Raw genomic sequence first — 11,495 nt, 5'->3', positions numbered from 1 at the left:
GCACTAATCCGCTCCACCCGCCGACGGCGGGAGCGCGAGAATGGGTCGCGAAGCAGGATGGCTGGGCGTGGCAGGAACTCGCCACTGGCCACGACGCAATGATCCTCGCACCGACGGAAGTTGCTCTCCTTCTTAGCGCTGTCGGCTGAGGAACCAAGTAAAGGGTGAGCGGGCGGCCGATTCTCAGGCCGCGGCCTTGAGTTCTGGTGCACGGATGTAGGCCCAACGGGTCGTTCCGGTGGCGCCACCGAAACCACCACCGGAACAAAGGCGGGAGTGGCCTGTCCTGCCGACGTCGCAAGCTTGCGAGCGTTCCGCCGCGGCCGCAGCCCGTAGCGCCGGGCAACCTCCGAGATCACCACGTTCGGCCCCAGGGTCTCGGCGATGACTCCGTCCCTTGTCGTCCATCGACCAATGCCTGCCGACTAACAGCGCCGTTGATCACCTTGAAACGCCGAGGCTGCCGCTCAGGGTCAATCGTAAAGTTCAAGTTCAGACACAAGCCGATCTCCGATCCACCTCAGAATCGGCAGGCCCACAGATCGCGGGCACTCCTGGAAGGACACAGCGCTTACCCTTGAAATATGGAGAACCATGGCTTTACGCCGTCGGCAGTTGAGCTGATCTCGCAATGCTATTTCCCCGGCAACGTCCGCGAGCTGGAGAACTGCGTGTAAAGAACAGCCACACTTGCGCGTTCTCCTCTGGAAGGAACCAATCTTTCGGAACGTGGCAATGGCATCGACGAGCTCTCACGGCCCAGCACGAAGCCGGTTAGGCGCATCGGCGCCCCTGAACACGAGATAGCCGGTTGCGATTCTAACGATACGGCCGGACCGGCGCTGGGACCGCGACGGACGGAGCGTGACCGGCTGATCGACACAATGGAGAAGGCCGGCTGGGTTCAGGCTAATGCGGCTCGAATTCTCCGCCTCACGCCGCGACAAGTCGGCTAGGCGATACGCCGGCATAGTCTCGAGGTGAAGGAAATTCTAAGAGCCTGATGAGCCAATCGTCAGGCCAGTGGTCTTGCGCGCCCTCTGCGCGACAAGGAGTGCTTTGTGCTTCTGAACGGATTTGGACTTGCACTGTCGCAAGCAGGACAAAATTGTGTCGCGCCGGCCTCACACAATCCGACATCGACCCAAATAGTGAACTGAAGCCGCTTTTTTAAGTTGGTATGGCTCTTGCACCTTGAACCGCGACGTTACCAGCAACGGAGCCGTTTGATGTCCTCACCGACAGTTTCGATTGAGGGGCCGACCAGCACGACATCCGAGGGTTTTCTGGCAGCCGCGAAATCCGGTGGCTGCGCACCGTCCTCCTACGGTTCGTCGCCGACCAGCCCGGGCGATGTGGATCCGGCTATTTGGGACAAGATCAAGGATCACCCCTGCTTTTCGGAGGAAGCGCATCACTATTTCGCGCGTATGCATGTGGCGGTCGCGCCGGCTTGCAATGTCCAGTGCAACTACTGCAATCGCAAATACGATTGCGCCAACGAGAGCCGGCCTGGTGTTGTGTCTGAGAAGCTGACGCCCGACCAAGCGCTACGCAAGGTCATCGCGGTTGCCAACGAAGTTCCGCAGCTTTCGGTTCTTGGCATCGCTGGGCCGGGGGATGCCTGTTACGACTGGGAGAAAACGAAGGCAACGTTCGACCGCGTCATCAGGGAAATCCCCGACATAAAGCTGTGCGTCTCCACCAACGGGCTCGTGCTGCCGGACCATGTAGCTGAGCTTGCCGAAATGAATGTTGATCACGTGACGATCACCATCAACATGGTCGACCCGGAAGTCGGCGCAAAGATCTATCCTTGGATTTTTTATGAAAATCGCCGCTACTTCGGCATCGAAGCCGCTCGAATCTTGCACGCGCGGCAGATGCTGGGCCTGGAGATGCTGAGCGCGCGCGGCATCCTCACCAAAATCAACTCGGTGATGATTCCTGGAGTGAACGACCAGCACCTGTTTGAGGTGAACAAAATGGTCAAGGAGCGGGGCGCGTTCCTGCACAACGTGATGCCTCTGATTTCGGACCCGGCGCACGGCACCCACTACGGACTCATCGGGCAGCGCGGCCCAACGGCAATGGAGATGATGGCTCTTCAGGATCGACTTGAAGGTGGCGCCAAGTTGATGCGCCACTGCCGGCAGTGCCGGGCAGATGCTGTCGGCCTGCTCGGTGAAGATCGTGGCCAGGAATTCACGCTGGATGGGATTCCCGACGATGTCACCTACGATGCTGGCAAGCGTCAGGCCTATCGGCAGGTGGTCGCACACGAGCGCCGTGATCATGAGGCGGCGAGGAGCGAGGCCATCGGTATGGTCAAGGCAACAGACTCCGAAAAGTCGCTTCTGGTTGCGGTGGCCACAAAGGGAGGTGGACGCGTCAACGAACACTTCGGCCACGCGAAGGAATTCCAGGTTTATGAAGTCTCGCCTAGAGGGATCAGCTTGGTCGGGCATCGGAAGGTCGAGCGGTATTGCCTCGGAGGCGGGGGCGAAGACGCCACCCTCGAGGGCGTCTTCGCTGCGCTGGAAGGCATACACATAGTGCTATGCGCCAAGATCGGAAATCGCCCGAAGGAACAACTCTCGCGAGCTGGACTGCGCGTAACCGACGCCTATGGCCATGACTACATCGAGACCGCAGTCAGCGCACTTTACGCGGCAGAGTTTGGGATCAGACCACTAGCGGCGACGGCCTGAGCGGTCTCGTCCGATAACCAGGAGTTAGAATGGCTTTCAAGATCATCGCATCCCAATGTACCCAATGCGGGGCCTGCGAGTTCGAATGTCCCTCGGAAGCGATCAAGTTCAAGGGCGACGCCTATGTGATCGATCCAATCAAGTGCACCGAATGCAAGGAGGCCTTCGATAAGCAGCAATGCGTGTCGGTCTGTCCGGTACCGAAAACCTGCGTTCCCGCTTGATTCCTACCGAAACGGTCGGGTTCGCCGCGCGAGGACGCCTGCAACCCGCGACCACACCAAAAGCCTCGAGAAAGGAATGGACAGCATGTGGTCCAGACGCGAACAGGAGGTCGAAATCGGCAGACCGCCACGGTTCATGCAGGGTGAGCGGGTCCGTGCAACACGCCACATAAAAAACGACGGCACCTATCCCGGCAAGGAGATCGGCGAAAACCTCGTGCGGAAGGGCGACGAAGGCTACGTGCGCGACATTGGAACCTTTCTCCAGCAATTCTTCATCTATGCGGTCGAATGGATCGATCGTGGCACGGTCGTCGGCATGCGAGCGCGCGAACTCATTAGCCTCGACAAAGTCGAGGTTCCCTGCGGAGCTGAAGGCATTTCCAACGGAGGAACAGCCGGATGAAAGTAATGATTCGCAGGACCGCTACTGGCTTGTCGGCTTATGTCCCCAAGAAGGATCTCGAAGAGCCGATCACCGAGATTGAGAACGCAGACTTATGGGGCGGGACCGTGACGCTCAGGAACGGTTGGCGGCTCATGCTGCCCGACCTTCCGCGCGATACGCGTTTGCCGATCACCGTCGAGGCGATGAAGATTTCCGACGGGGCCTGATGCCGGTGGGTTCAGTGGCGGAGAGGAAACGCGTATGAACACGATGCTGAGCTGGGACCATCTCGTCGTCGTCCGGGGCAGTTTTGCCAAAAAGCTGATTGACCTGCTGAAGGGCGCTCTCAAGGCCGATCGAGTGATCCCCTATCTCGGTCCTGGTCTTCTGCAGCTTAACACGCCGGAATCACCTGCACCTTGCACCCCTGAAGATGTCGCCGCGGCGCTCAACAAGCGGGCGCCTGCCCCTTCCAGGATTCGCACCAATATGTGGTCGGTCGCGCAGTTTATCGAGCAGCGCCGACATCGTCGGACTCTTCAAGCGTGGATGGCGGAGATATTCGCAGCCCCCGCCGAGCCGACCGTTCTTCACGCCTGGCTCGCAACCCTTCAACTGTCTGTCATCATCGACAGCTGGTACGATGGCGCCATGCGGGCAGCCCTTGCAGAGGCCGGCCAAACAGACGTTGTCGAGATACAAGGAACCACGCGAGCGACCGGAATTGGTAACATCTGGACGAGAACTTACGATTTGTCAGGAACAGAACTCGACGCCGAACAAGTGGCAAGGACGGTGCTCTATGCGCCGCACGGCAGCGTCAGGCCGGCCGCAAACTTCCTCGTGGCTGATTCCGATTACGTCGAAGTCCTAACCGAAATTGATATCCAGACGCCGATCCCGGACGTGGTGAAGCAACGGCGCGTCAACCGGGGCTTTTTCTTCGTTGGCTGTCGCTTCAACGATCAGATGCTGCGCACATATGCCAGACAGATGATGAAGCGCTCCACTGGCCCACATTTTGCGGTGATCGATTCGGCTACGCTGACCAGAAACGAACGTCGTTTCCTTGCCGAAGGCGCAATCACGGTCATCGACATGCCGATCGGCAACGCCGCGGCTCGCCTCGTCGGGGTCGATGCTAGCCAGGATTAATGGCCGGCGATTGCTGGTGAGTCGCTTGCCTCCAAGGGCGAAAACTCAGTTGGGAATACATCTGAGCAGTAATGCTACTGGCAGCACAACGGAGGCTCTGAATTCGTTGGGCCATGTGAAAGGGCCCGCTGCTGCGGGACGTGAGCACGTTGCGGCGGCATTACGCACATGATTTTGTGACACCCGTGGCAAAAGAACTGAAGCGCCCGAGCCGAACCGCGACAAGATATGCAGCGCTCAATGGCTTCGGCAGAAATTTGGCACAGTTTCGACAGTTCGCATGCACCTCCAGGGTCAAGGAGGTTGATTATGCCTGTTTATGTGGGTTGGCGACGCGAGCAGGAATTCCCACTACCTTTGCCCCGGCGGGAACATCGCGTGTGACCACGCTGCCAGCGCCTACGACCGCATTATCGCCAATCGTGACGCCAGGCAGAATGATTGCTCCACCGCCGATCCAGACACGGCTGCCAATGCGAACAGGACGCCCGACCTGCAGGCCGGCCTGTCGCTGCTCGGCATCATGTGGATGATCGGCGGTATAAATCTGCACGGCAGGCCCAATTGCCGTTCCTTGCCCGATTTTGACCTCTACCACGTCAAGAATAACGCAGTTGAAGTTGATGTAGGCATTGGCGCCAATGCGGATATTGAATCCGTAGTCGCAAAAAAAGGGCGGACGGATGACCGTTCCGCGCCCAACCTCTCCCAGCCGCTCGGACAAAAGCTCATGCCAATGCTCCGTGGTCTGCCCCAGCGTATCATTGTACCGCTTGAGCCAAGCCCCGGTGGCCAACAGGTCAGCTTGGATCTCCGGATCCGCCGCATTGTAAAACTCGCCTGCGAGCATCTTTTCTTTCTGGCTACGCATCATAGTCTCCCGTCAGGTCGTGTCCCGTGCAGTGATGCAGGAACGCACATCAAACTGCCTCGGCAACTTTGTAACTCGGTCTGCCGGGCGCGTGGTCAAGCCGGGGCGACAGTTTCGTCTCGACCAACTTCTGCGAATTTTGGAAATATCGCAGATCAACCGGTCGCAGGGCCAATACCTGACGAAGTCGGCAACTGTCCAGCGGTCGAACTCACTTTCATGCCCATCTCAACGGGTGCCATGAGCGCGGCGCAACGCGCTCGAACGCCGAAATACTTAATTCCCAAACACCCTCTAAGATTGAGAAAGTGCATCGTTTTGTACGAAACTAACAATCCCATTAGCTGAAGAGTTTGCAACACATCCGTGTCAGATCCCCATCAGCTTGAACGCCGCCTGGCTGACTTCAGTGTCGGGGTCTTTCAGATGCTCGGGTTCCTGGAAGTGGTTGGCGTTGAAGGCTATCGTTCGACTGGCCAATCTCCCCATGCCGCGCAGCGCTTCACCGAACACATCGGACTGGCGCTTGAACTCCGGACTGTCCTGGTCGGCTGACACGACGGCAATCGGGCAGGTGATCCGGTCGAGATGGCGCATCGGGCTGAATTCCGCCTCTTCCCCCCTCCGTCAGATGCAGGTAGCTGCTGCGCGAGGAAAGCATCACCGGATAGAGATCATACATGCCGCTCATCAGCAAGCCGCCCTTGAGGGCATCCGCCGGTAGGCTGCGCTCCGTCCAGTCGGTGATGAGGACGCAGGCCGCCAGATGCGCGCCGGAAGAATGACCCGCCACATACACCCGGTTCGGGTCGCCGCCGAAACTGGCGGCATTCTTCATCGTCCACTCCACCGCCCGCCTGCAATTCTCGACCATCTGTCGCAGCGTCAGCGTTTTCACACTGCCGAAGTCAGGCGCGGCATAGGCCGCCCCGCGCGAAACGAAGGTCGGGGCCGGATAGGATGCATCCTCGCGAGTGTTTCGGGTCCAGGCACCGCCATGGATGAAGACCAGGACCGGGGCGGCCTTGGCATCCCAGGCGCGAACACATCGATGAGATCTCTGGCATCTGGACCGTATTTTGCCGGACGCGGCGGCATCGCGCGCCGGACCTCGGCGCTGGCGATGCCATCGCCTTCCTCCAGTTCCGCCATCCGCGGCGCCCAGAATGACTGGTCATACGCCGTATCCAGTTGCTCCTGTGTGTAGTCGAGGAATACCGACGCGGCTAAGGACTTGCCGACCGCTACGGCAGACAGGGACACGCCCGCCATGAGAAACGTTCTGCGCATCATTACTCTTCTCTCCCTCAGGACAGCCGCGATGATTGTAAAGGTGGGCGCGATCAATGCGGGGACAAAGTACGACGTAATCCCGGATGAGACCCTCCTCAAGGTCAGTGTACGGACGTTCGACGAGAATGTTCGTGCAAAGGTGAAGAAGGCGATCGAGCGGATCGCTGCCGCGGAGTCGGAAGCGTCGGGCGCCACTCGCCCGCCCGAGATCACTCAGGCCGAGACCGCGCGCTTCTCGCGCGTGGGGATTATCTGACCAAAATGTCGAAAAGCCGTAGTGGAACAAAGGAAAGTGACAACCGAGATCATCAGCCAGCCAGCCCCCAATCTAAGCCCCGAGCAGCACCTTCAACCTGTCCAGCGCCGCCGTCAAACCCTTCAATGAAACCGACAAGGGCACATCCTTCTGGTCGAGACTCTTAACCGTGACCTTGAGCGTTGTGCCCGTGCGCAGCGACGCGGCTGCTTTCGCGTCGAAGCTGAGGGGCACGAAGCAGCCGGCGGGCAGGCAGGTCGAGAAGGGCAGCGGCTTGCCCGCTTGCCCATCGTCGACCTGAAGCGTCGCGCCGACGGCGAGTTGCAGGCCGAAGGGCAGGACGAGATTGCCCGCAATGCCGTCCTCCTGCCCCTTGCCCAATTCGACCGCAAGCAGGCGCCGTCCGTTCTGCTGCGACTGCTGATAGGTAGCCGCGCATACCAGCGTCGGCGTGGCCTGGCAGGAGAGATCCCAGTCCTCATAGGTCTCCTTCAGCGAGGAAGCACCGCCCGGCAGCCCGGCTTCCTGAGCTGCCAACGACGCGGAAAGCGCCATGAGGGTGGCCGCGGCCACCGCACAAATCCTGGACGAATCCGACATCAGCAAAGCTCCGTTGCCCCCTTGTCGTGGAGCGCCGCGCGTGCCTTCGAGGCGAGAATGGCGCTCTATCCGATTGAAACGACGCGTCGGCCCGAAAATCGATGCCGATCTTCGGGCCGACGTATCTGCAACAATTACCCGACCGCGATGCCGCAGGCAAGCGTTCCGCTCCGGCGTGTCGTAAGCACATGATTTGTCCGGATTAGGTAGCACAGGAGTTGTCCGGTTTCATCGCCAGCGAATGGAAGCTGGGGATGAAGCGGGCAGCGTGGCTCCAGGACGGAGAATACAGAAGTTTCGGGACGTATTGAGCCGTTGGACTGGCGGCGATCTCTCGATGATGGAGGCAGGCGAGTTGCTGGGCATGTCGGAGCGGCAATTTCGGCGTTATCGCGACCGTTACGAAGAGGCCGGGGAGGCTGGGTTGCTGGACCGGCGTTTGGGCAAGCTTTCGACGCGCCGGGTGCCAGTGGAGGCGATCGAGGAGATGCTGGAGCTTTATCGCCATCGCTACCTTGGCTGGAACGTGAAGCATTTCCACGAGCACCTGCTGCGCGATCACGATTTCAGCTGGGGCTACACCTTCATCAAGACGCAGCTTCACGCGGCGGGCCTGGTGGAACGGGCCAAGCGGCGCGGTGCTCACCGGCGCAAGCGGGAAAGGAAGCCGTGCGAAGGGATGATGCTACACCAGGACGGCAGCCGTCATCAGTGGCTGGCGAGTGGGCCGATGCTGGATCTGATCGTGACTATGGACGATGCGACGAGCACGATCTATTCGGCCTTTCTGATCGAGGAGGAAGGCACGGCGTCGAGCTTCCAGGGACTTCTGGAGACCTTTGTCGCCAAGGGATTGCCGTCAAGCCTCTACAGCGATCGTGGCAGACACTATTTCGTGACGCTCAAGGCGGGCGGGGCTGTCGACAAGATTCGCATGACCCAGGTCGGTCGGGCGCTCGAGCGGCTCGGCATCGAACATATTCCAGCCTATTCGCCTGGAGCCAGGGGCCGCTCCGAGCGGATCTTCTCAACCTTGCAGGACCGACTGCCGAGGGAACTGGCACTGGCCGGCATGGCTGATATCGAGGCCGCCAACCGCTTCGTCGCACAGACCTATCTGCCGGCTCACAATGCCCGCTTCGCCAGGCCCGCCGCGGTTGAAGACAGTGCCTTTGTCGCCGCCGACCCGCAGCAATTGGCCCAGATCCTGTGCATCGAGGAGGAGCGCGTCGTTGCTCGTGACAACACGGTCGCCTTCGCGCGGCTGCGATTGCAGCTCCCGCACAGTCCGATCCGGGATGATGATCGTTGTGGAGCTGCCGTGCACGACGATTTCGAACCATAGTTGGCGATGTAGAATTCTATTTTAATCGTATAGAACAATTGAGAAACGTCGCCAATCTGAACACCTCGCCTCGGATCATGGCGTTCGGACGATGACTGCCGTAAGATTCCACCCGTGTGGGGCAAGGCTGCTACCGGCCTGCGACGGAGGGGAACATGGCAATTGATACTCTTGATAAGGTGCCGCTGCTCTATCACTTCACCGACCGGAGGAACCTGCCGGTGATTAAAGAAATGGGAGGACTCTATCCACTCGCGCAGCTTGACCAGAAGAAGGTCAAGGTTCCGGCACCGGGCGGCAATGAATGGAGTCGTGACGCCGACGCGTTGAAGGGAATGGGCAACTACGTCCACCTTTGCTTTCGTAGCACCCATCCGATGGAGTACGTTGCCCGGCAGGATGGGAGGATTACGGACACGATCTTTCTGCAAATACACCCCTCGGTAATGCAGTTCACGGGTGTTCGTTTTACCAACGATGTCGCGAACAAAGCTGGCGTCGAATCGATTCCTATCGGAGAGGCTGAACCGCTAATCGATTTTGAGATACTTTACACCCGAACGGACTGGAAGGATTCGGCGATTAAGGCGCGTCTCACTCAGGCGGAGAAATACGAGGTGTTGGTTCCCCATGTCATTCTGCTGGGCTTAGTAAGGAACATTTAGAATGGCTGAGAGACCAGTCTTTATCCCTGCAACCGAGGACGAAGGTTACGTCAGGCGATTGGATTTCGAAATTCCGTGGGCCGGTGGCTTCGCTGAGGTTCAGAAGAAGAAGAATATACGGTCGCTGCATGAGGCCGCCAAGAAAGCCGGATATGCGCCGCTGCTAGAAGTGTCTAGCAAGTCTGATGAAGTCGCCGGCCAGCATCTTAGCGCGTTTCACCTGCGCGTGAGGACCAGCATCGGCGAGATACCGCTGGAGAACGCCTTTCAGGGAAGTAAGGTATTCGAGCGTGGCGGGCCGTACACCGATCTGTACGAGGTTGAACCGCGCGATGCGAAGCGCGAGCCACGACTCCGCGAATCCGGCGCACTGGTGGGCTTCAAATTCGACGGCTTCGAGTTCCCGCTAGAACCCACGACCGTGTTCTACGATTGGCTTTATCTCAATGCCATCTTTCCTCACCGTGTATGGCTCAAAAATCGAGTGGACGGCGAAATGCGGTATGCCGGTTTCACTGACATAGAGTTCAACCCTACCAAGTCGGTCAATTGTCAGGCGAAAACGTGCGCTCTGTTCGTAGTGCTCATGAGGGAGAACAAGCTGGAGCGCTACCTAAAAACGCCCGAGGTTTTCATTGCCGCGATGGCTGCTCATTCGCTTCGGCCGACCGAGCATCAACCTCATTTGAAGCAGGCCAGACTTAGGGTCGGCTAGCAGGCAGTAGCGCAATTTATTCGCTAGAGCAGCAAGGTCACTGCCGAGACCGCACGCCGGGTAACCGGTATCAGTACACCTGTCTTCGGCGTGTCATGGTCGGACCCCAGCCCCTCAGAGACAGAAATCGTACGCCGCTTCCTCGTTTCTCGAAGATCGACGCGTCCTTTACAATCCCTTCGATAGCGGCGGAAGCCCATGAGTTGCCTGTCAGGATTGAGTGTAGCCGCGGGCTCTCATGCAATCCTTGACGAGATTGCCTTGTTCCATACCCTTGACGATACGATCCCCGACACCGTCCCCGATTGCATCTGTCATCGTTTTCGGGCGGCTATTCGTTCCGATCGTCGCCGTCGCCATTTCCGACTGATACTTGCATTCAGTGTAGTCCTGCTGGGCAGCACTGCGCGGCGTCTCGTCCTTCACCCAGTTGCCGCCGTCGGACGTACTGCACCCGGCAGCGAAAGAAAGGCACCCTGCCAAATCGCAATTAGAATTACTTTGTTCACGAAACACTCCTTCCGGAAAGCAAAAGCAGCAATGGCCGAAGGATGGTCGGCCATTGCAAGGCGATAAGATCTTTCAATAGAGATGGCTGTCAGTTCGCTGCTGGAATCGGGCATGACATATCGCCCTCCCTTGCGGCGATTAAAACCGAACACTGAGTTTGGCGTTGAAGCCATGCTCCTGCGCGTCCGAGGCAAGCTGACCTTTATAGGTAAGCCCGATGGTTGCCTTGTCGGTAAGGTTGACATCGATACCAGCTTCGAAGACGGCAGCGTTCTTTGCGATTGGCGTTCCCTCCACGGCGAAGGATGAGCCGCCTGTGAAGGCAAGCGCCGTTTCAGGCACCACATCGCCGAACGCATGACGCCAGCCGATACCGCCACGGGCGGTTGTATTGACGGAACCAAGCGGGAAAGCGGTCGAGGCGCGCAGCCCTATCGTGGTGAATGTCGTGTCGCTCGACCGGTCTTTTCCGGAAAGCGCAGCGGCACCGCCATGCTCTGTGAAGCCATCCGCGTTGAAGTTCACATAGGCTAGGTTCGCATAGGGCTCGAAAGATACGGAAGCTGTATCCAGTCGAGAGCCGAGTTCGCCGAAAGCCTGGAACGTGCCGGCATGGTAATCGGCCGAAAGGCTGTCGGAGAAGCCCGGAAACGCCACCGACCTGCCGGTCTCGATGCGGTTCCACGTATAGGCAAGGCCGGAACGGAAGCTGTGAGGGCCACGCTGCGTGCCAGCGTAGATCCCGAGGTGATAATTGTTGCC

At 59.0% G+C, this 11,495-nt stretch carries 17 protein-coding genes; 10 read left to right on the top strand and 7 right to left on the bottom strand.

The annotated features are described in order from the left end of the window. Nucleotides 1–704: 704 nt before the first annotated feature. From EOA86_RS07025 to EOA86_RS07000, 6 genes are all read left to right on the top strand, one after another. A complete protein-coding gene (locus tag EOA86_RS07025; protein WP_311202830.1) occupies nt 705–956 on the top strand; it encodes a helix-turn-helix domain-containing protein in 252 nt (83 codons plus the stop codon). Nucleotides 957–1,229: 273 nt separating this feature from the next. After that, the gene (nifB, locus tag EOA86_RS07020; protein ID WP_091599529.1) at nt 1,230–2,711 is read left to right on the top strand and encodes a nitrogenase cofactor biosynthesis protein NifB; all 1,482 of its coding nucleotides are present in this window, start codon (nt 1,230–1,232) and stop codon (nt 2,709–2,711) included. A gap of 29 nt (nt 2,712–2,740) precedes the next feature. Next, nucleotides 2,741–2,935 (top strand): 4Fe-4S dicluster domain-containing protein, encoded by a 195-nt coding sequence (locus EOA86_RS07015; protein ID WP_091599532.1) that lies wholly within the window; start codon nt 2,741–2,743, stop codon nt 2,933–2,935. Between the two features lie 85 nt (nt 2,936–3,020). Beyond that, nucleotides 3,021–3,341, top strand: a complete 321-nt coding sequence (locus EOA86_RS07010; RefSeq protein ID WP_029356589.1) for a nitrogen fixation protein NifZ — start codon at nt 3,021–3,023, stop codon at nt 3,339–3,341. Beyond that, on the top strand, nt 3,338–3,550 hold the full coding sequence (gene nifT, locus EOA86_RS07005) for a putative nitrogen fixation protein NifT (protein WP_024505230.1): 213 nt from the start codon (nt 3,338–3,340) through the stop codon (nt 3,548–3,550). Before EOA86_RS07010 ends, nifT begins: the two co-directional genes overlap by 4 nt. 34 nt (nt 3,551–3,584) lie before the next feature. After that, complete coding sequence (locus tag EOA86_RS07000; RefSeq protein WP_091599535.1) at nt 3,585–4,478, top strand: SIR2 family protein; 894 nt, start codon at nt 3,585–3,587, stop codon at nt 4,476–4,478. Between the two features lie 307 nt (nt 4,479–4,785). Here EOA86_RS07000 and EOA86_RS06995 read toward each other — a convergent pair whose 3' ends face one another. From EOA86_RS06995 to EOA86_RS40025, 3 genes are all read right to left on the bottom strand, one after another. Next, a complete protein-coding gene (locus EOA86_RS06995) occupies nt 4,786–5,352 on the bottom strand; it encodes a sugar O-acetyltransferase (protein WP_091599538.1) in 567 nt (188 codons plus the stop codon). Nucleotides 5,353–5,718: 366 nt separating this feature from the next. Continuing rightward, entirely contained in the window at nt 5,719–5,946 is a 228-nt protein-coding gene (locus EOA86_RS06990; protein WP_126057642.1) for a hypothetical protein, read from the bottom strand. 297 nt (nt 5,947–6,243) lie between these two features. After that, nucleotides 6,244–6,642: a hypothetical protein gene (locus EOA86_RS40025; protein WP_245468336.1), complete on the bottom strand. Its 399-nt coding sequence runs from the start codon at nt 6,640–6,642 to the stop codon at nt 6,244–6,246. 28 nt (nt 6,643–6,670) lie between these two features. Between EOA86_RS40025 and EOA86_RS06980 the strand changes: the two genes are divergently transcribed. Further along, nucleotides 6,671–6,898, top strand: coding sequence for a peptidase dimerization domain-containing protein (locus EOA86_RS06980; protein WP_206629970.1), 228 nt, complete (start codon nt 6,671–6,673; stop codon nt 6,896–6,898). Between the two features lie 72 nt (nt 6,899–6,970). Here the strand turns inward: EOA86_RS06980 and EOA86_RS06975 are convergent, their stop codons facing one another. Next, nucleotides 6,971–7,471 carry an invasion associated locus B family protein gene (locus EOA86_RS06975; RefSeq protein WP_236473430.1) on the bottom strand — a complete coding sequence of 167 codons (501 nt, stop codon included), beginning with the start codon at nt 7,469–7,471 and terminating at the stop codon, nt 6,971–6,973. Nucleotides 7,472–7,805: 334 nt separating this feature from the next. Here EOA86_RS06975 and EOA86_RS06970 point away from each other — a divergent pair, with 334 nt between their 5' ends. The 3 genes from EOA86_RS06970 (at nt 7,806) to EOA86_RS06960 (ending at nt 10,223) form a co-directional block, all read left to right on the top strand. Further along, nucleotides 7,806–8,843, top strand: a complete 1,038-nt coding sequence (locus EOA86_RS06970; protein ID WP_164891596.1) for an ISNCY family transposase — start codon at nt 7,806–7,808, stop codon at nt 8,841–8,843. A gap of 155 nt (nt 8,844–8,998) precedes the next feature. After that, nucleotides 8,999–9,508 carry a DarT ssDNA thymidine ADP-ribosyltransferase family protein gene (locus tag EOA86_RS06965; protein WP_128341073.1) on the top strand — a complete coding sequence of 170 codons (510 nt, stop codon included), beginning with the start codon at nt 8,999–9,001 and terminating at the stop codon, nt 9,506–9,508. Between the two features lies 1 nt (nt 9,509). Continuing rightward, entirely contained in the window at nt 9,510–10,223 is a 714-nt protein-coding gene (locus EOA86_RS06960; protein WP_091599555.1) for a hypothetical protein, read from the top strand. Between the two features lie 210 nt (nt 10,224–10,433). On the opposite strand, the gene EOA86_RS06955 is transcribed toward EOA86_RS06960, so the two are convergent. The 3 genes from EOA86_RS06955 to EOA86_RS06945 form a co-directional block, all read right to left on the bottom strand. Continuing rightward, nucleotides 10,434–10,649, bottom strand: coding sequence for a hypothetical protein (locus EOA86_RS06955; protein ID WP_126057639.1), 216 nt, complete (start codon nt 10,647–10,649; stop codon nt 10,434–10,436). Further along, the gene (locus EOA86_RS06950; RefSeq protein WP_126057638.1) at nt 10,646–10,846 is read right to left on the bottom strand and encodes a hypothetical protein; all 201 of its coding nucleotides are present in this window, start codon (nt 10,844–10,846) and stop codon (nt 10,646–10,648) included. The genes EOA86_RS06955 and EOA86_RS06950 overlap by 4 nt, the downstream gene beginning before the upstream one ends. Nucleotides 10,847–10,871: 25 nt before the next feature. Then, a partial coding sequence (locus tag EOA86_RS06945; protein WP_128341072.1) for an autotransporter domain-containing protein occupies nt 10,872–11,495 on the bottom strand: 624 nt, incomplete at its 5' end.

It is taken from the genome of Mesorhizobium sp. M5C.F.Ca.IN.020.32.2.1 (assembly GCF_004023105.1).
GTDB classification, from domain to species: domain Bacteria; phylum Pseudomonadota; class Alphaproteobacteria; order Rhizobiales; family Rhizobiaceae; genus Mesorhizobium; species Mesorhizobium wenxiniae.
Note: the sequence above shows the minus strand (reverse complement) of the source record. Positions and strands in the feature narration are given on the sequence as shown.

What these genes read in the sequence shown, in the direction of transcription:
- nifB (WP_091599529.1), top strand. Translation starts at nt 1,230, where the DNA reads ATGTCCTCACCGACAGTTTCGATTGAGGGGCCGACCAGCACGACATCC.
- EOA86_RS06995 (WP_091599538.1), bottom strand. Translation starts at nt 5,352, where the DNA reads ATGATGCGTAGCCAGAAAGAAAAGATGCTCGCAGGCGAGTTTTACAAT.
- EOA86_RS07000 (WP_091599535.1), top strand. Translation starts at nt 3,585, where the DNA reads ATGAACACGATGCTGAGCTGGGACCATCTCGTCGTCGTCCGGGGCAGT.
- EOA86_RS06950 (WP_126057638.1), bottom strand. Translation starts at nt 10,846, where the DNA reads ATGCCCGATTCCAGCAGCGAACTGACAGCCATCTCTATTGAAAGATCT.
- EOA86_RS40025 (WP_245468336.1), bottom strand. Translation starts at nt 6,642, where the DNA reads ATGATGCGCAGAACGTTTCTCATGGCGGGCGTGTCCCTGTCTGCCGTA.
- EOA86_RS07015 (WP_091599532.1), top strand. Translation starts at nt 2,741, where the DNA reads ATGGCTTTCAAGATCATCGCATCCCAATGTACCCAATGCGGGGCCTGC.
- EOA86_RS06990 (WP_126057642.1), bottom strand. Translation starts at nt 5,946, where the DNA reads ATGCGCCATCTCGACCGGATCACCTGCCCGATTGCCGTCGTGTCAGCC.
- EOA86_RS06980 (WP_206629970.1), top strand. Translation starts at nt 6,671, where the DNA reads ATGATTGTAAAGGTGGGCGCGATCAATGCGGGGACAAAGTACGACGTA.
- nifT (WP_024505230.1), top strand. Translation starts at nt 3,338, where the DNA reads ATGAAAGTAATGATTCGCAGGACCGCTACTGGCTTGTCGGCTTATGTC.
- EOA86_RS07010 (WP_029356589.1), top strand. Translation starts at nt 3,021, where the DNA reads ATGTGGTCCAGACGCGAACAGGAGGTCGAAATCGGCAGACCGCCACGG.
- EOA86_RS06965 (WP_128341073.1), top strand. Translation starts at nt 8,999, where the DNA reads ATGGCAATTGATACTCTTGATAAGGTGCCGCTGCTCTATCACTTCACC.
- EOA86_RS06960 (WP_091599555.1), top strand. Translation starts at nt 9,510, where the DNA reads ATGGCTGAGAGACCAGTCTTTATCCCTGCAACCGAGGACGAAGGTTAC.